This window comes from Rhodanobacter sp. FW106-PBR-R2A-1-15 (assembly GCF_058789735.1).
The window spans coordinates 122,036-142,550 of the sequence record NZ_JBYTEM010000004.1 but is presented as its reverse complement, the minus strand read 5'-3'; the positions used below and the strand labels follow the sequence as shown (position 1 = coordinate 142,550).

The 20,515-nt window shown below is 67.0% G+C and carries 18 protein-coding genes and 1 pseudogene; 12 read left to right on the top strand and 7 right to left on the bottom strand.

What is annotated here, in order from left to right; translation table 11 throughout:
• Positions 1–14: 14 nt before the first annotated feature.
• Positions 15–965, bottom strand: a complete 951-nt coding sequence (locus AC3WTD_RS04000) for a LysR family transcriptional regulator (protein WP_027492241.1) — start codon at positions 963–965, stop codon at positions 15–17.
• 264 nt (positions 966–1,229) lie between these two features.
• Here AC3WTD_RS04000 and acnA point away from each other — a divergent pair, with 264 nt between their 5' ends.
• Complete coding sequence (gene acnA / locus AC3WTD_RS03995; protein ID WP_492612963.1) at positions 1,230–3,980, top strand: aconitate hydratase AcnA; 2,751 nt, start codon at positions 1,230–1,232, stop codon at positions 3,978–3,980.
• A gap of 160 nt (positions 3,981–4,140) precedes the next feature.
• Here the strand turns inward: acnA and AC3WTD_RS03990 are convergent, their stop codons facing one another.
• Positions 4,141–4,584 carry a hypothetical protein gene (locus tag AC3WTD_RS03990; RefSeq protein WP_492612962.1) on the bottom strand — a complete coding sequence of 148 codons (444 nt, stop codon included), beginning with the start codon at positions 4,582–4,584 and terminating at the stop codon, positions 4,141–4,143.
• A 141-nt stretch (positions 4,585–4,725) separates the two neighbouring features.
• Here AC3WTD_RS03990 and AC3WTD_RS03985 point away from each other — a divergent pair, with 141 nt between their 5' ends.
• Positions 4,726–6,411: a long-chain-fatty-acid--CoA ligase gene (locus tag AC3WTD_RS03985; protein ID WP_027492238.1), complete on the top strand. Its 1,686-nt coding sequence runs from the start codon at positions 4,726–4,728 to the stop codon at positions 6,409–6,411.
• Between the two features lie 69 nt (positions 6,412–6,480).
• On the opposite strand, the gene AC3WTD_RS03980 is transcribed toward AC3WTD_RS03985, so the two are convergent.
• Positions 6,481–6,849: a PilZ domain-containing protein gene (locus tag AC3WTD_RS03980; RefSeq protein WP_027492237.1), complete on the bottom strand. Its 369-nt coding sequence runs from the start codon at positions 6,847–6,849 to the stop codon at positions 6,481–6,483.
• Between the two features lie 901 nt (positions 6,850–7,750).
• On the opposite strand from AC3WTD_RS03980, the gene AC3WTD_RS03975 reads away from it, so the two are divergent.
• From AC3WTD_RS03975 to arsC, 4 genes are read left to right on the top strand one after another with little or no spacing between them, the layout of a single operon-like run.
• On the top strand, positions 7,751–8,683 hold the full coding sequence (locus AC3WTD_RS03975; protein WP_027492236.1) for a segregation/condensation protein A: 933 nt from the start codon (positions 7,751–7,753) through the stop codon (positions 8,681–8,683).
• Positions 8,684–8,733: 50 nt separating this feature from the next.
• Positions 8,734–9,555 (top strand): SMC-Scp complex subunit ScpB, encoded by an 822-nt coding sequence (gene scpB / locus AC3WTD_RS03970; RefSeq protein WP_492612961.1) that lies wholly within the window; start codon positions 8,734–8,736, stop codon positions 9,553–9,555.
• Complete coding sequence (locus AC3WTD_RS03965) at positions 9,552–11,009, top strand: pseudouridine synthase (RefSeq protein ID WP_235642012.1); 1,458 nt, start codon at positions 9,552–9,554, stop codon at positions 11,007–11,009. Before scpB ends, AC3WTD_RS03965 begins: the two co-directional genes overlap by 4 nt.
• Positions 11,010–11,020: 11 nt before the next feature.
• Complete coding sequence (gene arsC / locus AC3WTD_RS03960; RefSeq protein WP_027492234.1) at positions 11,021–11,365, top strand: arsenate reductase (glutaredoxin); 345 nt, start codon at positions 11,021–11,023, stop codon at positions 11,363–11,365.
• Between the two features lie 166 nt (positions 11,366–11,531).
• Here arsC and AC3WTD_RS03955 read toward each other — a convergent pair whose 3' ends face one another.
• The 3 genes from AC3WTD_RS03955 to AC3WTD_RS03945 form a co-directional block, all read right to left on the bottom strand.
• A complete protein-coding gene (locus AC3WTD_RS03955) occupies positions 11,532–12,353 on the bottom strand; it encodes an amidohydrolase (RefSeq protein ID WP_027492233.1) in 822 nt (273 codons plus the stop codon).
• Positions 12,350–13,492 (bottom strand): pyridoxal phosphate-dependent aminotransferase, encoded by a 1,143-nt coding sequence (locus AC3WTD_RS03950; protein WP_492612960.1) that lies wholly within the window; start codon positions 13,490–13,492, stop codon positions 12,350–12,352. The genes AC3WTD_RS03955 and AC3WTD_RS03950 overlap by 4 nt, the downstream gene beginning before the upstream one ends.
• A gap of 61 nt (positions 13,493–13,553) precedes the next feature.
• Positions 13,554–14,528, bottom strand: coding sequence for a LysR substrate-binding domain-containing protein (locus AC3WTD_RS03945; RefSeq protein ID WP_037089317.1), 975 nt, complete (start codon positions 14,526–14,528; stop codon positions 13,554–13,556).
• Between the two features lie 113 nt (positions 14,529–14,641).
• Between AC3WTD_RS03945 and AC3WTD_RS03940 the strand changes: the two are divergent.
• A pseudogene (locus AC3WTD_RS03940) lies at positions 14,642–15,089 on the top strand (FMN-dependent NADH-azoreductase); the annotation flags it as partial.
• 100 nt (positions 15,090–15,189) lie between these two features.
• A complete protein-coding gene (locus tag AC3WTD_RS03935; RefSeq protein ID WP_492612959.1) occupies positions 15,190–16,857 on the top strand; it encodes an amidohydrolase in 1,668 nt (555 codons plus the stop codon).
• Between the two features lie 55 nt (positions 16,858–16,912).
• Here the strand turns inward: AC3WTD_RS03935 and AC3WTD_RS03930 are convergent, their stop codons facing one another.
• Positions 16,913–17,821: an SDR family NAD(P)-dependent oxidoreductase gene (locus AC3WTD_RS03930; protein ID WP_492612958.1), complete on the bottom strand. Its 909-nt coding sequence runs from the start codon at positions 17,819–17,821 to the stop codon at positions 16,913–16,915.
• Positions 17,822–17,949: 128 nt separating this feature from the next.
• Between AC3WTD_RS03930 and AC3WTD_RS03925 the strand changes: the two genes are divergently transcribed.
• Genes AC3WTD_RS03925 through AC3WTD_RS03910 form a run of 4 tightly spaced genes read left to right on the top strand, consistent with a single transcriptional unit; the run spans position 17,950 to position 20,500 of the window.
• Complete coding sequence (locus AC3WTD_RS03925; RefSeq protein WP_492612957.1) at positions 17,950–18,291, top strand: hypothetical protein; 342 nt, start codon at positions 17,950–17,952, stop codon at positions 18,289–18,291.
• Positions 18,292–18,294: 3 nt separating this feature from the next.
• Positions 18,295–18,669: a GntR family transcriptional regulator gene (locus tag AC3WTD_RS03920; RefSeq protein ID WP_027492226.1), complete on the top strand. Its 375-nt coding sequence runs from the start codon at positions 18,295–18,297 to the stop codon at positions 18,667–18,669.
• The gene (locus tag AC3WTD_RS03915; RefSeq protein ID WP_492612956.1) at positions 18,666–19,523 is read left to right on the top strand and encodes an ABC transporter ATP-binding protein; all 858 of its coding nucleotides are present in this window, start codon (positions 18,666–18,668) and stop codon (positions 19,521–19,523) included. The genes AC3WTD_RS03920 and AC3WTD_RS03915 overlap by 4 nt, the downstream gene beginning before the upstream one ends.
• On the top strand, positions 19,520–20,500 hold the full coding sequence (locus AC3WTD_RS03910) for a hypothetical protein (protein ID WP_492612955.1): 981 nt from the start codon (positions 19,520–19,522) through the stop codon (positions 20,498–20,500). The genes AC3WTD_RS03915 and AC3WTD_RS03910 overlap by 4 nt, the downstream gene beginning before the upstream one ends.
• Positions 20,501–20,515 lie beyond the last annotated feature (15 nt).

Genomic DNA, 20,515 nt, shown 5'->3' with positions numbered 1-20,515 from the left:
GGCCCACCACAAGCTCAGGGTGCAGCCGCCTTCGCCTTGGCCGCGACCACGCGCAGCCCCGGCCGCTGCCTGGCCAGCTTGCGCAGCAGCTCGGCGAAGGCTTGCAGGTCATCGTGCCAAGGCGAGGCGTCGCGCCAGTACAGCGCGATCTCGCGGCCGCTCGTCTGCCCCTTGAGCTTTGCCAGCGCGATGTTCGGCATCGAGGCCAACCGCTCGTGCGCCAGCGCCGGCACCAACGCATAGCCGCCGCGCAGGCTGACCAGGGCGGCCAGGCTTTCCAGGCTGACGTCCTGCACGTGACCGTGCTCGCTGCCGTCACCATCGAGGCCGTCAGCGTGGCTTTCGGCCATCAGCATGGCCTCGGCCGGATCGAGCTGGGCCAGCGCGATGCTGTCGTGGCCGGCCAGTGGATGGTCGGCGCGCAGCATCAGTTCCCACGGCTCGAAGAACAGCGGGCGCGAGGCGATCCCGCTCACCGCCATCGCCGGCGGCGCCAGCACCGCGTCGAGTTCGCCCTCGCCCAGGCGGCGCAGCAGCCCGCGCGGCTTGCCTTCGGAGATGCCCAGCCGCGCGCCGGGGAAATGCTGCGGAAACGGTGCGATCAGGTGCGGCAGCAGATACGGCCCCAGCGAGGCCGGCACGCCCAGACGCAGCTCGCCGCCGAAGGCGACCGCGCCGGCGCGGGCGACCTGCTGCAGGTGCTCGGCGGCGGCCAGCAGCGCATCGATCTGCTGCAGCAAACGCTGGCCGCCGGCGGTAGGCACGATCTTCCGGCCGCCGCGCTCGAACAGCGGCGCGCCCAGCGCCTGCTCCACCTTCTGTACCTGGTGCGACAACCCGGAGGGGCTGATGTGCATCGCCCGCGCGGCACTGTTGAAACTGCCATGGCGGTGCACCGCCTGCACCAGCGCGAGATCGCGCAGCGAAACCGCGGCCAGGCCCATCGAAATCATCGCATGCTGCATGTCATCAAAGGCGTTTGCGTGTGCCGGGCATCGGATCCATCCTGTGCGGCGAAGTCGCCACAAAACTGCGCGCAGTGTACCCCGTCGATGCGGCCTGCCGGCGCCTGGCATGGCCGCATTGCAGCCTTCGCCGGGCGCCGCCGAGTCGCGGCCCTGCGGGGTTTGCGCGATAATCGCGTTTTTGCCGGAAAGGCCATCCCTGTGCCGTTCCGGCAGCGTCGTCGAGTCATCCCAGCCGCAGGATCCAGCCAGGAGCACGTCCCCATGAAAGACACCTTTTCCGTACGCGACACCCTCGAGGTCAACGGCAAGAAGTACGCCTTCGCCAGCCTGACCAAGCTGGGCCGGCGCTTCGACCTGAAGCGGCTGCCGTACTCGATGAAGATCCTGCTGGAAAACCTGCTGCGCCACGAGGACGGTGTCGACGTCACCGCGAAGGAGGTCGAGGCCGTCGCAACGTGGGACGCCAAGGCCGAGCCGTCCACCGAGATCGCCTTCATGCCGGCGCGCGTGATCCTGCAGGACTTCACCGGCGTGCCTTGCGTGGTGGATCTGGCCGCCATGCGCGACGCGGTGGTGAAACTGGGCGGTGACGCCACCCAGATCAACCCGCTGACGCCGGTCGAGCTGGTCATCGACCACTCGGTGCAGGTGGACGTGTTCGGCTCCGAGGACGCGCTGGAACAGAACGTCGGGATCGAGTTCCAGCGCAACCAGGAACGCTACAGCTTCCTGCGCTGGGGCCAGAAGGCGTTCAACAGCTTCAAGGTGGTGCCGCCGCGCACCGGCATCGTGCACCAGGTGAACCTGGAACATCTGGCCCGTGTGGTCATGGGCAGTGAAATCGATGGCCAGCTGTGGGCGTATCCGGACACCGTGTTCGGCACCGACTCGCACACCACCATGATCAACGGCCTGGGCGTGCTGGGCTGGGGCGTGGGCGGCATCGAGGCCGAGGCGGCGATGCTGGGCCAGCCCTCCTCCATGCTGATTCCGCAGGTGGTCGGCGTCAAACTCTCCGGCAAGCTGGGCGAAGGCGTCACCGCCACCGACCTGGTGCTCACCGTCACCCAGATGCTGCGCAAGCTGGGCGTGGTGGGCAAGTTCGTGGAGTTCTTCGGCCCGGGCCTGAAGCACCTGGCGTTGGCCGACCGCGCCACCATCGGCAACATGGCGCCCGAGTACGGCGCCACCTGCGGCATCTTCCCGATCGACCAGGAGGCGCTGAACTACCTGCGCCTGTCCGGCCGCAGCGCGGAACAGATCGCACTGGTCGAGTCTTACGCCAAGGCGCAGGGCCTGTGGCATGACGAGAACACCCCGGTTCCGGATTTCTCCGCGGTGCTGGAGCTCAACCTGGCCGATGTGAAACCGTCGATGGCCGGCCCGAAGCGTCCGCAGGATCGCGTGCTGCTGGCCGATGCGCAGCGAAACTTCCGCGAGGTGGTCGGCCCGCTCACCGCCAACCGCAAGAGGGGCAACGGCGACGTCCAGCGCTATGTCAACGAAGGCGGCTCCGGTGCGATCGGCAATCCCGCCAACGCCATCAACGAAGCCGGCGTGCTGGTGGAGAAGAACGGCGAGAGCTTCCGCCTCGGCGACGGCGCGGTGGTGATCGCCGCGATCACCTCCTGTACCAACACCTCCAACCCGGCGGTGATGCTGGGCGCCGGCATCCTGGCCAAGAAGGCCGCGGCGAAGGGACTGAAGGCCAAGCCGTGGGTGAAGACCTCGCTCGCGCCAGGCTCGAAGGTGGTCACCGACTACCTGGAAAAGACCGGCCTGCTGCAGGAACTGGAGAAGATCAACTTCTACCTGGTGGGCTACGGCTGCACCACCTGCATCGGCAACTCCGGCCCGCTGCCGGCGGAGATCAGCAAGGGCATTGCCGACGGCGACCTGGCGGTCTCGGCGGTGCTCTCCGGCAACCGCAACTTCGAGGGCCGTGTCCACGCCGAGGTCAAGCTGAACTATCTGGCCTCGCCGCCGCTGGTGGCCGCCTATGCGCTGGCCGGCACGCTGAACATCGACCTGACCCGCGACGCCATCGGCACCGGCAACGACGGCAAGCCGGTCTATCTGAAGGACATCTGGCCGAGCAACCAGGAAATCTCCGACGCCATCGCCGGCGCGATCAACCCGGAGATGTTCGCCAAGAACTACGCCGACGTGTTCAAGGGCGACAGCCGCTGGAACGCGATCGCCTCGCCGGATGGCGCGGTGTACCGCTGGGACGATTCCACCTACATCAAGAACCCGCCCTACTTCGACGGCATGACCATGGCGCTGGGCAAGGTCGAGGACATCCACGGCGCCCGCGTGCTGGGCGTGTTCGGCGACTCGATCACCACCGACCACATCTCGCCGGCTGGCGCGATCAAGAAGGACAGCCCGGCGGGCCGCTTCCTGATCGGGAAGGGCGTCGAGCCGAAGGACTTCAACTCCTACGGCTCGCGCCGCGGCAACGACGACGTGATGGTGCGCGGCACCTTCGCCAACATCCGCATCAAGAACCTGTTGCTCGACAACGTCGAAGGCGGCTACACCTTGCACGTACCGAGCGGCGAGCAGCTGGCGATCTACGACGCGGCGATGAAGTACAAGGCGGAGAAGACACCGCTGGTGGTGCTGGCCGGCAAGGAATACGGCACCGGCTCCTCGCGCGACTGGGCGGCCAAGGGCACCTTGCTGCTGGGCGTGAAGGCGGTGATCGCCGAGAGCTTCGAGCGCATCCACCGGTCCAACCTGGTCGGCATGGGCGTGCTGCCGTGCACCTTCAAGGACGGCCAGAACGCGCAGACGCTGGGGCTGACCGGCAAGGAGACCTTCGACATCACCGGACTGAATGACGGCAACTCACGGGAAGCCACGGTCACCGCCACCGCCGCCGATGGCAGCAAGAAACAGTTCGTCGTGAACGTGATGCTGCTGACGCCGAAGGAGCGCGAGTTCTTCCGCCACGGCGGCATCCTGCAGTACGTGCTGCGCCAGTTGGCGGGCAAAAAGGCCGCCTGAACCCCAGCGCGAGCCTTGTGTCGAACGAAAACCGCCCTGGTCTCGGGGCGGTTTTCTTGCACGCAAAGAAATCGCAGGAACCCGCTCGCGGCGGGCTCTTGCTTTTGCGAATCCCGAATCCCGAATCCCGGCTTTCAAAGCATCGCCCGCAGGCGGGCTCCTACAATGAATGCTTCCAGCTCGCTGTGTAGCAACGCCACGAGCCGTCTTCCTTGCGCCACGCGGACTCGACTTGATAGACCCCCAACTGGTCGGGCAGCAGCTTGCCACCGCTGGTCAGCGTGACGGTGAAGCTCGCCACCATCCGTTCGCCACGGGGTTCGACCGACACCGGCCCCATGGTCACCCCGATGTGTTCGCCGCGCAGCGCCAGCAGCCTGATCATGCCGGTCAATCCGCGCCGGTCCAGTTGCCCCGCATTGCCGTCGAAGTCATCGCTCAGCGGAGCGCCCACATCGCTGGCCGAACCCGCTTCGGCCGCCCGTGCGATCGACGCGATGGCGGCGCGCACCTGCGCCTCGTCCGGCGTGCGTCGACAGGCCGGCAACGCCAGCGCGAGCAGCAGGACGATCGGCAAAAAAACGGTTTTCCCCAGTGCTCTCATCGACGCAACTCGCTGCAGTGCGGCTTGCCGCTGTACGCGGGCGTATGCTCCAATCAACCGGCGCATGGGCCATGATGGAGGCTGGCGCCATTCGATTCCATCATTCGCTCCATCGTCATCGACAAAACAGGGAACCAAAGCATGAGCAACGAACGTCCGTGGCTGGAGAACTATCCAGCCGGCGTGCCTGAACAGATCGACGTCAGTCAATATGCTTCGGTACCGGCGGTGCTGGAAGAGGCGTTCACCCGCTTCCGCGACCGCCCGGCGTTCGCCAGCTTCGGCCGTCAGCTCAGCTACGGCCAGATCGACGAGATGAGCCGCCAGTTCGCCGGCTACCTCACCGGCGTGCTCAAGCTCGGCAAGGGCGATCGTGTCGCGATCATGATGCCGAACGTGCTGCAGTATCCGATCGCGTTGTTCGGCACGCTGCGCGCCGGCCTGGTGGTGGTCAACACCAACCCGATGTATACCGCGCGCGAGCTCAAGCACCAGCTGGAGGATTCCGGCGCCAAGGCGATCGTGGTGCTGGACAACTTCGCCGGCACCCTGCAGCACGTGGTGGCCGAGACCCACGTGCAGCACATCATCACCACCGGCATCGGCGACCTGCTCGGCTTCCCCAAGGGCGCGCTGATCAACTTCGTGCTGAAGCACGTGAAGAAGATGGTGCCTGCGTTCGACCTGCCGCAGGCCGTGCGCTTTCGCGACGCGCTGGCGCGCGGCGCGGCGCATCCGCTGCAGCCGGTGACGCTGGGCCACGACGACATCGCCTTCCTGCAATACACCGGCGGCACCACCGGCGTAGCCAAGGGTGCGATGCTGACCCACGGCAACATGGTGGCGAACACGCTGCAGGCCGCCGCGTGGATCGGCACCGACCTGGTCACGCCCGGCGAAGAGGTGATCATCACCGCGCTGCCGCTGTACCACATCTTCTCGCTGACTGCGAACGGCCTGGTGTTCATGCGCCTGGGCGGTCTCAACTGGCTGATCACCAACCCGCGCGACATGCCCGGCTTCGTCAAGGAACTGCGCAAGTCCGGCTTCACCGCGCTGACCGGTGTCAACACGCTGTTCAACGGCCTGCTCAACACGCCCGGTTTCTCCGAGCTGGACTTCTCGAAACTGCACCTGACCCTGGGCGGCGGCATGGCGGTGCAGCGCGCCGTGGCCGAACGCTGGAAGAAGGTCACCGGCTGCACCCTGGCCGAGGCCTACGGGTTGACCGAAACCTCGCCGGCGGTCTGCATCAACCCGCTCGACCTCAAGGAATACAACGGTTCGATCGGCCTGCCGGTGCCGTCCACCAACGTGGCGATCTGGTCGGAGGAAGGCAAACCGCTGCCGCTCGGCGAAGTCGGCGAGCTGATGGTGCAGGGCCCGCAAGTCATGAAGGGCTACTGGAACCGTCCGGACGAGACCGCCAAGGTGCTCGATGCCGATGGCTGGCTGCACACCGGCGACATCGCGAAGATGGACGCGAATGGCTACTTCTATATCGTCGACCGCAAGAAGGACATGATCCTGGTATCCGGCTTCAACGTGTACCCGAACGAGGTCGAGGACACCGTCATGCAGCATCCCGGCGTGCTCGAGGTGGCTGCGGTCGGCGTGCCGGACGAACATTCCGGCGAAGTGGTGAAGCTGTTCGTGGTGCGCAAGGACCCGAACCTCACCGAGGAGGCGCTCAAGCAGTTCTGCCGCGAGAACCTCACCGGCTACAAGCGGCCCAAGCTGATCGAGTTCCGCGACAGCCTGCCCAAGAGCAACGTGGGCAAGATCCTGCGCCGCGAACTACGCGACGAGAAAAAAGTCCCGGCCTGAGTTCCGCGCGGCACCCGCAACCGAAAACGCCCGCGCATGCGGGCGTTTTCATGGGCTGGCCGCGTTCGCTCAGCCGTCCTTCCAGTGCTCCAGAATATCGGCGTAACCACCCAGCAGGTTCCACAGCGGCACCTGCTTGTCCTCGGGGATGCGGCTGTAGGAAAAACCGATGTGGTGGTCGGAGATACGCGCCACCACGGCTTCGAGGTGGATGTGCAGGTTGTTGCCGAAGATCATGTCGAGCACCCAGCTTTGCCCGACGTGACCCGACCAGCCCAGCGGGCGACGCAACAGCGCACCGGTCGCCGAAATATCGACCAGCTCGGTCGGGCGCGACTCGCCATTGCTGCTCATCAGCACCGTCGTCTCGATCTGCATGCGCGCCGGACGCAGCTGCTCCGGTGCGCCGCCACCTTGCCCGTTCTTGTCGATCGCCATCAGTTCCACCGCCCGTTTGCACTTGCGCCCCGATGAGGGCATTGCGTCCAACATCGTCCTGAAATCTTGCTGCCGCATCATTCGCCGGCGATACGCTGCGCCATGGCCGGTCAGAATGGTCTGCTATTGCCGAAGCAATCACCATGCCATCCCATATGCCACACCCTGCCGAACGCCGCTCCGGACCTGCATGCGTCTCGCCCACCGGGCCACCCGGACCCGGAACCTGCATCGTGGCAGCACCGCCATCGCGACGCGTGTCACTGCCTGCCCGGCGTCGCCCAATACGATGCTGACGCGAGCCTGACCCAATTCGACGCATTAGGTCACATGCGGCCCCTGCCGCACTCACGGCGCATCGGTTCCCTCTGGCGCAGTCCGCCTATTGTGCCTGTCGACGGCGTCGGTGCGAAACCGGCAAACACCCGCCGCCGGCGCCTTGCGGGCGGCCACGGCCACTGGTGGCCTGCGCTGGACTTGGCGCCAACTAACCGCTACTCTTGCCCCACGCGTGGCTCCATGGAATTGTTTGCCGAGCACTTCCGGCGCCCCTTGGCATCCATTCGATTGCTCTCGAACCGACCAGTGAACAGCCGGTGGCGTCGTTTCCCGCCCTCCCTGGCTTGACGTCCCTGCCGTGGCTGACAACCCGCAGTCGACGCGCGATGGTCGCTGACGACCTGCCTGACCGAACCGCCATCGAGTGGCTTCGTCATGCCCGTCGTGACGATGGCGTCCGCCGCGCCTCGACCGAACAAGTGTGAAGAACGCAGTACCCCGGGAATACCGCCTCACCGCTGTGTTCCGAGTACGGACATCCGGTGCCGTGCCGGCATGGGAATGGATCCGATCATGTTGAACGCACTGCACAGCCGCTGAAGACGGCCCATGACACGCATTGATGAGCACTGAGCCCGTCGAGCCACAGAGCCAGGTCGTCGCACCGCAGGACGCATTTGCGCCGGTACCGCAACAGCAGGAAATGCCGCTGGCCATCGTGCACGGTCAGCCGCTGCTGCAGATGCCGCAGGACCTGTACATTCCGCCGGATGCGCTCGAGGTCATCCTGGAGGCGTTCGAGGGGCCGCTGGACCTGCTGCTGTACCTGATCCGCCGGCAGAACCTCGACATCCTGGACATCCCGGTTGCCGAGATCACCCGGCAGTACATGGCCTACATCGAGCTGATGCGGGACGTGATACGGCTGGAGCTGGCCGCCGAGTACCTGCTGATGGCCGCGATCCTGGCCGAGATCAAGTCGCGACTGCTGCTGCCGCGACCGCCGGCCGAGGAAGGGCTGGAAGAGGACCCCCGTGCCGAACTGGTACGGCGCTTGCAGGAGTACGAACGGTACAAGCGCGCCGCCGAGGACATCGAGGCGATGCCTCGGCTGGAGCGCGACACGGCGGTGGTGCACGCCGACGTGGGCGAACGCAACGTGATCAGGTTGCCGCCGCCGCTGGAGCTGACCGAGCTGCTGCTGGCCCTGAAGGACGTGATGCACCGGGCCGAGCTGTTCGGACACCACGCGATCAAGCGCGAGACGCTCAGCGTGCGCCAGCGCATGGGCGAATTGCTGAGCCGGCTGGACGACGCCAGCTTCCGTCGCTTCGAGAGCCTGTTCGATGTCAGCGAAGGGCGGCTGGGCATCGTGGTGACCTTCCTGGCCATGCTGGAGCTGGCCAAGGAAATGCTGATCGAGATCGTCCAGGAAGAGCCGCTGGCGCCGATCTACGTGAAGGCCAAGGCGAGCCACGCCGAGGAGCCCGCTGACGCGCCGGCGGACGACGACCAGGCGGGCGAATCGGCACTGGTCGAATCGTCCGGCGAATGAACGACATCCACTGAGCAGTACCGATCAAACCGGCATCCGAACCCAAGGTCATGCAGATCGAGCAACTCAAACCCATCGTCGAGGCCGCCCTGCTGGCCTCCACCCAGCCAATGACCGTGCAGCAGCTGGGCGAGCTGTTCAACGAGGCCGACGAGGTCAGCCGCGAACAGGTCGCCAGGGCGATCGAGGCACTGGCCGAAGATTGCGCCGGCCGCGGCATCGAGCTGAAGGAAGTGGCCTCCGGCTTCCGCTACCAGGTGCGCCAGGACGTGCACCCGTGGATCTCGCGCATGTGGACCGAGCGGCCCAGCCGCTACTCGCGCGCACTGCTGGAAACGCTGGCGCTGATCGCCTATCGCCAGCCGATCACCCGCCCGGAGATCGAGCAGATCCGCGGCGTGGTGGTGTCCTCCAACATCATCAAGACGATGGAGGAGCGCGAGTGGATCCGCGTGGTCGGCTACCGCGACGTGCCCGGCAAGCCGGCGCTGTTCGGCACCACCCGCGCGTTCCTCGACTACTTCAACCTGAAATCGCTGGACCAGCTGCCGCCGCTGTCGGAGATCCGCGACCTGGAAGACCCGCAGCTGCGCTTCGAGCCCGAGCCCCTGCCCGCCAGCGTCGTGCGCGACCTGCCGATCGACCCGGACGAGGAACTCCTGCACGAGCAGGATTCCGTCGATGCGGCAGCCGACGAGCACGACAACGCGACCGCCGCCGAAACGACGGTCGCCTCCGAATCCGGCGATGCCGGCTCCGACCCGAGCCTGCCCGCCGAGCCCCCGACAACCACTGCCGACGAGGCAGCGAACCCCGCTGCGGACGCCGAACCCGACGCCGCCGAGCAAGATCCCGAGGAGTACCGCGCATGAATGCGCCGCAAAAATCCGTTTTGTCCCTGAAGCGCGAACCGCGCGCCGACAGCGACGCCCCCGCCCTGGAAGAACGCCTGCACAAGGTGCTGGCCAACGCCGGCCTCGGCTCGCGCCGCATGCTCGAACAGCGCATCCAGTCCGGCGAAGTCGAGCTGAATGGCGCTCCCGCCAGCATCGGCATGAGTGTGAAGTCGGGTGACCGCGTGATCATGGACGGCAAGCAATTCGTGGTGGCCACCGACAGCCGCGACGATACCGAGGTGCTGATCTACCACAAGCCCGAAGGCGAGCTGACCACCCGCGAGGATCCCGAAGGCCGCCCCACCGTGTTCGAGCAGCTGCCACGCCTGAAGGGCGCGCGCTGGGTCGCCGTGGGCCGCCTCGACATCAACACCACCGGCCTGCTGTTGCTGACCACCGACGGCGAGCTGGCCAACGCGCTGATGCATCCCAAGAGCGGCCTCGAGCGCGAATACCTGTGCCGCGTGCACGGCGAAGTACCCGACGAGGTCATCGAGAAACTCAAGGCCGGCGTGGAGCTGGATGACGGCCCGGCCCGCTTCGACGAGATCGCCGTGATCAGCCGCGGCGGCAGCCACAGCTGGTTCCGCGTGGTGATCCGCGAGGGCCGCAACCGCGAAGTACGCCGCCTGTGGGATTCACAGGGTTTCCTGGTCAGCCGGCTCAAGCGCATCCGCTACGGCGGCATCGAGCTGCCGCGCCACCTGCGCCGTGGCGAATGCGAAGCGCTCGACGCCGAGGGCGTCAAGCAGCTGCGCCAGACCAGCGGCCTCGGTCCCGCGCAACCGGTACTGACCCTGAGCCCGGTGCTGCACCAGCGCCGCACCAGTCGCAACGTCACCGAATACCGCCCCGAGCGTGGCGCCGGCACCGCCTGGACCGGCGGCCAGGACGAGGCGCGCGAGCTGCGCGCGTACGACCGCATCCGCGAGGAACCCGTACGCGGCCGCAAGCCGCCGCGGCGCGACGGCAAGGAAGTCAACGGCAACCTGGCGCGCCCTGAACGTGGCGCGGCGGGAGGCAAGCGTGGCGGCAAGAAGAGCCGGCGCGTGGCGCCGGGCCAGGAGTTGCCATCGGTGCGCAGCTGGTTTGCCGGCGAGAGCCGCGACGGCGGCCCCCGTGCCGCTGCTTCGCGTGGCAACCCCGGTGGTGTCGCCGGCAACCGCCGCCAGGCCGGCGGCAACCAGGGCCGCGCGGCGGGCAGCCCCTACGGCAGTTTCGGCACCGAATCGCGTGGTCCGGGCCTTGGCGGCAATCGTGCCCCGGGCAACCGCGGTTCGCGCCCGCACGGACAAGGCCAGGGCCAGGACAACCGCACGCCCGGCAATCCGGCACGCCCGCAAGGTCATGGCGGCAATCGCCCGCAAGGCGGTCGGCACGGCGGCGGTCGGCCGTCGGGTCGCGGCGGCAACCGTTCGGGCAACCGCTGAGGCGGCCGGCGATGCTGCGCATCTATCACAACAGCCGCTGCTCCAAATCGCGCGCCACGCTGGCGTTGCTGGAGCAGCACGGCGGGGAGATCGAGGTGGTCAACTACCTCGACACGCCGCCGAGCGCCGCCGAACTGGCCGTGCTGCTGCGGCAACTGGGCATGAGCGCGCGCGAACTGCTGCGCACCGGCGAGGAGGAGTACCGCGTGCTGGGGCTGGACGATCCCGCGCTCGATGACGATACCCTGGTCGCCGCGATGGTGGCGCACCCGAAGCTGATTGAACGCCCGATCGTGGTCGCCAACGGCAAGGCCGCCATCGGGCGCCCGCCGGAAGCGGTGCTGGCGATACTCTGAGTCTCTTCACAGAAAGCCGTCCTCAAGGCGGCTTTCTGTTCTGAACCGGATGGTCGCAGGAGCCCGCTTGCGGGCGATGCTTCTGTCGGGATTCGCGAAAGCAAGAGCATCGCCCGCAAGCGAGCTCCTACAAACGGAGCGGCCAAAAATGGTATCGGCCGGAGGTTCAACCCGGATCGAGCGAAAACGCGTCGGCGTCCATCCACGCCGGGAAACGCTTGCGGTGCGCCAGCAGCGGAGCCAGGTCCAGCGTGACCGTCACCACCTGCTCCTGCGCGCCCAGTTCCACCAGCGGCTCGCCGACCGGATCGATTACCGCGCTGTCGCCAGCGTAAGGCAGTTCGTTGCCGTCCACGCCGACCCGGTTCACACCGGCCACGTAGCACAGGTTTTCGATCGCGCGTGCGCGCAGCAGCGTACGCCAGGGCTGGCGGCGCGGTGCCGGCCAGTTCGCCACGAAGATGGCGAGGTCGTAATCCATGCCGCCGCCAGCGGAGGCCAGCCGGCGGTTGCGCAGCCACACCGGAAAGCGCAGGTCGTAGCAGACCTGCGGCAGGATGCGCCAGCCCTTCAGCTCAACCACCAGGCGCTCGCTGCCGCCGCCGTAGCGGGTGTGCTCGCCGGCCATGCGGAACAGGTGGCGCTTGTCGTACTGCGCGAAGCTGCCGTCCGGTCGCATCCACAGCAGGCGGTTGTAGACCACGCCATCCTCGCGGATCGCCAGGCTGCCGCAGACCACGGCGTCCACTTCGGCCGCCAGGGCGCGCAGCCATGCCACGCCCTCGCCGTCCATGGTATCGGCGCTGGCGTGGGTGTCGTTGCTGAAGCCGGACAGGAACGTCTCGGGCAACACGACCAGGTCGCTGCCCCTGACCTGGTGCACCAGCGTGCCGTAGTAGTCGCGGTTCGCCGGCGCATCGTGCCAGCGGGTGGCGCCCTGCACCAGCGATACGCGCAGCGGTTCGAGGCTCACGCCGTCGCTGCTCATAGCCGGCACAGCCGCTCGGCGGCCGCCTCCATGGTGGCGTCGCTCTTGGCGAAGCACAGCCGCAGCAATCGCGTACCCGGTGCGCGCTCGTAGAATGGCGTCAGCGGAATCGCCGCCACGCCGCCGTGCTCGACCAGCCACCTGCTGAAGGCAAGATCGTCCTCGTCACGGATCGCCGAATAGTCGACCAGCTGGAAATAGCCGCCCGGCACGTCGAGCAGCTTGAAGCGCGACGGCGCCAGCAGCGCGAGGAAGCGGTCGCGCTTGGCCTGGTAGAACGCCGGCAGTTCCAGGTAATGCTGCGGGTCGCTGGCCATGAACTCGGCGAACGCCGCCTGCGCCGGGTGGAAGGTGCAGAAGGTGAGGTACTGGTGCACCTTGCGGAACTCGGCCGACAGCGCGGCCGGCGCCACCGCGTAGCCGACTTTCCAGCCGGTGCAGTGGTAGGTCTTGCCGAACGAGGAGACCACGATGCTGCGCCCGGCCAGCTCCGGATGGCGCAGCACGCTTTCGTGCTGCGCGCCGTCGTAGACGATGTGCTCGTAGACCTCGTCGGACAACACCACGATGCCGGTGTCGCGCACGATCGCCGCCAGCTCTTCCAGATCATCCGCCGACAGCACCGCGCCGGACGGGTTGTGCGGCGTGTTGATCATGATCATGCGGGTCTTCGGCGTCACCGCGTCGCGCACGCGCTGCCAGTCGATCGCGAACGCCGGCACGGTCAGCGGGATGTGCACCGCGCGCGCACCCTGCAGCTCGATCGCCGGCTCGTAGCAGTCGTAGGCCGGGTCGAACACGATCACCTCCTCGCCCGCGCGCACCGTCGCGGCAATCGCCGCGAAGATCGCCTCGGTGGCGCCGGAGGTGAGCGTGATGTCGGTATCGACATCGAGACGGCGGCCGTACAGACGCTCGGTCTTCAGCACGATCTGCTCGCGCAGGGCCGCCGTGCCGTGCATCGGCGCGTACTGGTTGCGGCCTTCGTTCATGGCGCGCGTCAGCGCATCGCGCAGCCCCTGCGGCGGCTCGAAGTCGGGAAAGCCCTGGCCCAGGTTGACCGCCTTGTGTTGCAGCGCGAGCTGGCTCATCACACTGAAGATGGTGGTGCCGACTTTGGGAAGCTTGGTCGCGATCATCGTTTGGCCGTATAAATGTCCGTGAGCCCGACAGGGTACCGCATCGGATCCGCCCTGCGCATCACGCTGCGGGAAGTTCGTCCCTTGCGCCGCGCTTGCTCTGCTCGTGCTTCAGCGGGGTGGTGGCCGGCAGCCGCTCGGCCAGGAAATCCACCAGCGCGCGTACGCCCGGCAGCATGCCGCGGCGGCTGGGGTAGACGAAGTGCATGGTGCCCTCGGGCACGCTCCACTCCGGCAGCACCACTTCCAGTTCACCCGCGGCGATCGCCGGCGCGCAGACGAACTCCGGCAGCAACGCCACGCCCATGCCGCGACGGGCGGCTTCCAGCAGCACGGCGAAATCACCGGTGATCAGCCGCGCCTGCACTTCCACGCTGGTCTGCGCGCCGTTGGCGCCGATCAGTTCCCACAGCTGGGCGCCCTCGTGCTCGCTCATCGACAGCGCCGGCAGCCGGGCCAGGTCGTCCGGCTGAACCGGGCGCCCCAGCGCCTTCAGCAGCGCCGGGCTGGCCACCAGCTTGGTGCGCGACAGGCCGAACGTGCGGATCACCAGGTTCGCGTCAGTGTCCAGCTTGGTGCGCACGCGGATCGCCAGGTCATAACCTTCGCCGATCACGTCGACCCGGCGATTGCCGGACAGCAGCCGCACCTGCATCTTCGGGTACTGCGCGAGAAAATCCGGCAGCACGTGCGCCAGCACGGTCTGCGCCAGCGACACGGGGCAGCTCAGCCGCACCACGCCACGCGGTTCGGCGCGCAGCTCGTCTACCGCATCCTGCGCCGCCTGCGCTTCTTCCAGCACCGCGCGACAGTGGGCATAGAAGCGCTCGCCGACTTCGGTCACCACGAAGCGCCGGGTGGTCCGCTGCAGCAGGCGCACGCCGAGGCGTTCCTCCAGTTGCGCCACGCGTTTGCTCAGGCGCGACTTCGGCACGCCCAGCGCGCGACCGGCCGCGGAAAAGCCGCCGTGCTCGACCACCGCGGCGAAGAAATACAGGTCGTTGAGGTCCTGCAGGGCACCGCTCAGCATCGTCATGGTCGTTTCCATTCAAGAACGACAAGTTCGATAACCGCCGTCTCATCGCGACATTGTTCCGAATATATCCTGATTTCCATCGCCAATCACTTGGTTCGATCAGGAACCTGCTCATGAAACTCTTGTATATCGACTCCAGCGCGCCGGGTGGCTACCCGGTGTCGCGTCAACTGACCGCCGACATCGTAGCCGAGCTGAAGCGCAGCACGCTCGAAGCCAATGTCCGCTGCCACGACTGGCCGCACAGCCTCCGTGCTCGGCACCGAAATACCGGAAGAATCCCTCACCGCCGACGTGGTGGTGATCGGCGCGCCGATGTACAACTTCGCCATCTCCAGTTCGCTCAAGGCCTGGCTCGACCGCATCCTGGTCGCCGGCAAGACCTTCCGCTACGCCGCGAACGGCCCCGAAGGCCGGACCGGCGGCAAGCGGGTGATCATCGCCTCCCGCCGCGGCGGCATCTGCGGCAAGAACGCACTGGCTGCGGCGACGGACTTCCAGGAACCCTGCCTGCGTGCCGTCTTCGCCTTCATCGGCATCAACGAGGTCGAGTTCGTGCGGGAGGCGTTTGCCGTGGTGCGCGCCACGGCACGGGTTGCGCAGTGGAAAAACCGCACGCATGCCGACACACTGCCGGTTCCATCGCCATGGGGAACTGCGCATGAACCGCTTGCTCCATTTGCCGCTGCTGGCCCTGCTGGCACTCGCGCCGGCCGCGCAAGCCGCCGACCTGCTGGTCGACAACGTCAACGGCTACACGCTGGACAGCCACGGCAAGCTGCAGCGCTTCCAGGCGCTGCTGGTCGACCAGGGCAAGGTGGTGGCCACTGGCAGCCATGCCGAACTGGCCAGTCGCGCCGGCGACGCCAAGGTGGTCGACGGCCGCGGTCACACCCTGCTGCCCGGGCTGATCGACGCCCACGGCCACGTACTGGAACTCGGCTACGCGCGCAACAGCGTCGACCTCGCCGGCACGAAGTCGCTGGACGAGGCGCTGGCGAAGGTGAAGGCGTACACCGCGGCGCATCCCGAGGCGAAGTGGATCCTCGGCAGCGGCTGGAACCAGGAAATCTGGAAGCTCGGTCGCTTCCCCACCGCGAAGGAACTCGACACCGCGGTCGCCGACCGTCCGGTCTGGCTGAGCCGCGTCGACGGCCACGCCGGCTGGGCCAACAGCGCCGCCATCAAGCTGGCTGGGATCGGCCAGGCCAGCCAGGATCCCAGCGGCGGGCGCATCGAGCGCGACGCCAGCGGCAACCCCGCCGGCGTCTTCGTCGACGGCGCCAACGCGCTGATCGATGCGAAAGTCCCGCCGCCGACTCCGCAGCAGAAAGCCGCCGCGCTGGATACCGCACTGGCCGAAATGGCCAGCGTGGGCCTCACCGGCGTCGCCGATGCCGGCATCGACCTGGCCAATTACCGGCTCTACCGCCGCTATGCCGACGAGCACAAGCTCACCGCGCGTATCTACGCGATGATCCGCGGCACCGGCGGCGATTTCGACACAATCAGCAAGGACGGCCCGCTGGTCGGCTACGGCAACGACTTCCTCACCGTGCGCGCGGTCAAGCTGTTCGCCGACGGCGCACTGGGCAGCCGCGGCGCGGCGATGCTCGCGCCCTACTCCGACGATCCGCACAACCGCGGCCTGCTGTTCCTGCAGCCGGCGGAGCTGACCGCGGAGATCGGCAAGGCGCTGGGCAGGGGCTACCAGGTCGCGGTCCACGCGATCGGCGACCACGCCAACCGCGAGGTGCTCGACAGCTACGCGGCAGCCTACAAAGCCCACCCCAACGGCATCGCGCTGCGCAACCGCATCGAGCATGCGCAGATCGTCTCGCTCGGGGACATCCCGCGCTTCGTGCCGCTCAAGCTGATCGCCTCGATGCAACCGACCCACGCCACCTCCGACATGAACATGGCCGAAGATCGCATCGGCCACCAGCGGATCAAGGGCGCCTACGCCTGGCAGCGTTTCCTCCAGCAGGGCACGATCGTCGCCGGCGGCTCGGATTTCCCGGTGGAATCGCCGAACCCGTTCTACGGCCTGTACTCGGCGATCACCCGCGAAGACCACCAGGGCCAGCCGCCGGGCGGCTGGTACCCGGACCAGGACATGACGCCGACCGAGGCATTGCGCGCGTTCACCCTCGATGCGGCGTACGCGGAACACGCGGAAAAGACCCTGGGCACCTTGGAGCCGGGCAAGTGGGCCGACTTCATCCTGATCGACCACGACATCTTCAAGGATCCGGCCAGCAGGATCTGGAGCACCAAGGTGTTGCAGACCTGGGTCGGCGGCAGGCAGGTCTACGCTGCGCAGGACTGATCGGGTAAACCGCACGCGGAAAGGCCGACCTCGCAGCCGGCCTTTGCGCTGGTGATCAGATCGTCGACGTCTTGCCGCCGTCCATCGGGATGATCGCGCCGGTGACATAGCTGGCGCGCGCCGAAGCCAGGAACACCGCGACGTCGGCGATCTCCGCCGGTTCGGCCATGCGGCCCAGCGGGATGCCAGCAAGCTGTGCGGTCAGCACTTCCTCGCGCGGCCTCCCGCTGGCGCAGACCGCGGCATCCAGGCCCTCGTCGACCCGACCGGTACGGGTGATGCCGGGGTTGATCGCATTCACCCGCACGCCCTTGCCGGCATAGGCGTTCGCATAGCCCACCGTGGCCAGCATCAGGGCGGCGTTTGCTGCGCCGCCGCCGATGTGCTGTGGATTGGCCTGGCGTCCGCCCTGCCCGATCACGTTGACGATGCTGCCGCCACCGCGCGCGCCCATGCGGCGGATCACCGGGTCGATCGCGTGCATGTAGTTGAAGTACTTCGCCTGCATCGCCGCCTGCATGGCGGCGGCATCCAGCTCATCCGGCGGCGCACGGCGCGCGGCTCCGGCACAGTTGACCAGCACGTCGACCGGGCCATGGTCGTGTTCGATGCGCTCCATGACCAGTTGTGCCGCCACGCTGTCCTTCAGGTCGGCCGAGTGCACCGTCACCGCCAGGCCGAGCGATTCGAGCCGCTGTTGCGCGGCGCGCAGGTTCGCCGGATCGCGCGAAACACCGACCACCTTCGCCCCTTCGCGCGCGAACGCGATCGCACAGGCCAGGCCGATGCCCTTGCTGGCGCCGGTGACCACCACGACCCGGTCGAGCAATTCGAGATCCATGCCTGCCTCCGCGTGACGGATATCGGCACATTGAATCATGTTCGCCGAAGGCCGCGGATGGCGGCCGGCGGTGACGGCCGAGCGGCCGCCCCCGCCAGATGCGGACGATGGCGGCCAGGCCATTAGGCCATCGTCCAGCCACATAGGCCATCAGTCATGTTGCGAAATCGCATCCTGCCTATTGACCGCTTAAAGTTTAGTGTTATAGTTAACTACAACACTACTTAACGAGGTCACTAAGGAGGCCCGTCATGAAAGCGCAAAACCTGATCGCCAGCGCCGCCGCCGTCCTGTTCACCCTCGCCAGCCTGAGCGCCGTCAACTACAACGTCGCGCCCCTGGCAGCCCCGGCCAGCAGGACCAACGCCATCCATGTCATCAACCTGATGCCGGTGCAGGTGCGCCCCAACGCCGCCGAGCTGCGCGCCGCTGCCTTGCTGAGCGATGCCGGCACCGCCGGTATCGCCACCATCCCGGCCATCAGCCACCTGCACGGAGTCAGCGGCACGGAGCAGCTCAGCCTGCTCGGGTCGCAGTTGGTCATGCCCTACTATTCGTTTGGCAACAAGTTCGGCCGCATCAGCAAGGAATAACCCATGACCATGACCTGGAACGACAGCGTCCCGATCTATCGCCAGCTGCAGCAACGCGTGGTGGCGATGATTCTGGACGGCGCCTTGAACGAGGGCGACCCGCTGCCGTCGGTACGCCAGGTGGCCGCGGATTTTCAGATCAATCCGCTGACCGTGTCGAAGGCGTATCAGGAACTGGTCGACGAACAACTGGTTGAGAAAAGGAGAGGTCTGGGCATGTTCGTCATCGAAGGCGCCCGCGAGGCGCTGCTGAAATCGGAACGCGAGCGCTTCCTGCGCGAGGAGTGGCCGCAGCTGTTCGCTCGGCTGCAGCGGCTGGGGCTGGACCTGAAGACGCTGCTGCGCGAAGCCGGCGCCAACAAGGGAGAGACGCCATGAGCGCGGTGATCACGGCCAGCGGCCTGAGCAAGCGGTACAAGTCCGCGCTGGCGCTGGACAACGTCAGCTTCCAGATCGAGCCCGGCCGCATCGTGGGCCTGATCGGCCCCAACGGCGCCGGCAAGACCACCGCGCTGAAGGCGATCCTCGGCCTCACCGACTTCGCCGGCGAATTGAGCGTGCTGGGCTACGACCCGCGCAAGCAGCGCGACAAGCTGATGGGCGAGGTCTGCTTCATCGCCGACGTGGCCGTGCTGCCGCGCTGGATCAAGGTGCGCCAGGCGGTGGACTTCGTCGCCAACGTGCACCCGCGCTTCGACCGCGCCAAGTGCGAGGCGTTCCTGGCGCGCACCAAGCTGCAGCCCGAGCAGCGCGTGCGGCAGATGTCCAAGGGCATGATCGTGCAGCTGCACCTGGCGCTGGTGATGGCGATCGACGCCAAGCTGCTGATCCTGGACGAGCCCACCCTGGGCCTGGACATCCTCTACCGCAAGCAGTTCTACCAGAACCTGCTGGAGGACTACTTCGACGAGAACAAGACCATCATCGTCACCACGCATCAAGTGGAGGAAGTCGAGCACATTCTCACCGACCTGATGTTCATCCGCGACGGCAGGATCGTACTGGACGCCGACATGGATGCGGTGGGCGAGCGCTTCATCGAGGTGATGGTGGGCGCCGACAATGCCGCCGCCGCCCGCGCGCTGAAACCGCTGGACGAGCGCCAGGTATTCGGCAAGAGCATCTTCCTGTTCGACGGCGCCGACCGCACGCAGCTGCAGGCGCTGGGCGAAACCCGCCGCCCCTCCGTCAGCGATCTGTTCGTCGCCACCATGAAAGGGACCTACGCATGAAGACCCCGGTTCTGAACGAAATGTACTGGCTGATCAAGCGCGAATTGTGGGAACACCGGGGCGGCTTCTTCTGGACGCCAGTCATCACCGGCGGCGTGTTCCTGCTGCTGAACCTGATGGGCATCATCGCTGGCGGGGTGATGGGGGGACGTCACGGCTTCAACGTGGCCTTCGGCGGCGGCGAAAACAACATGCGGTTGCTGTCCCGCGCCCTGGACCAGCAGTCGATGGATGCCGTGGGTGCCGGACTGGACATGGCGATGTACTCGCCGACCATGATCATCGGCATGGTGATGGGCTTCGTGGTGTTCTTCTACTGCCTCGGCACGCTGTACGACGACCGCCGCGATCGCAGCCTGCTGTTCTGGAAGTCGCTGCCGATCTCCGACACCGCCACCGTATTATCCAAGGTGGTCACCGCGACGATCGTCGCCCCGCTGATCGTGGTGGTGGTCGGCACCCTGACCGGCATCGCGATGCTGCTGATGTTCGCCCTGGCGCTGTCCTTCCACGGCGTCGGCGTATGGCACCTGCTGACCCTGTCGCATCCGCTGCAGGTGATCGCCAACCTGATCGGTTCGATCCCGCTGTACCTGCTGTGGGCACTGCCGTCGGTTGGCTGGCTGATGCTGTGCTCGGCCTGGGCGCGCAGCAAGCCGTTCCTGTGGGCGGTGGCGCTGCCGGTGGCGGTGGGCATCGTGATGGGCTGGTTCAACCTGCTCGGCACGCTCACCCTGCAAAACAGCTGGTACTGGCGCGACGTGGTGGTGCGCATCCTGCTCGGCGTATTCCCCGGCGGCTGGTTCAGCGAGGTTTCGCACGTCGGCGGCAACAACCCAACCGAACTGCTGTCCAGCGTGGGCATTACGCATTCCTACGCGGCGCTGGGTTCGGTGAATCTCTGGGTCGGGGTGGCCGCCGCCGTCGTCATGCTCGCCGGCGCCATCTGGTTCCGCCGCTGGCGCGACGACGCCTGATCCCGGCCCTGATCG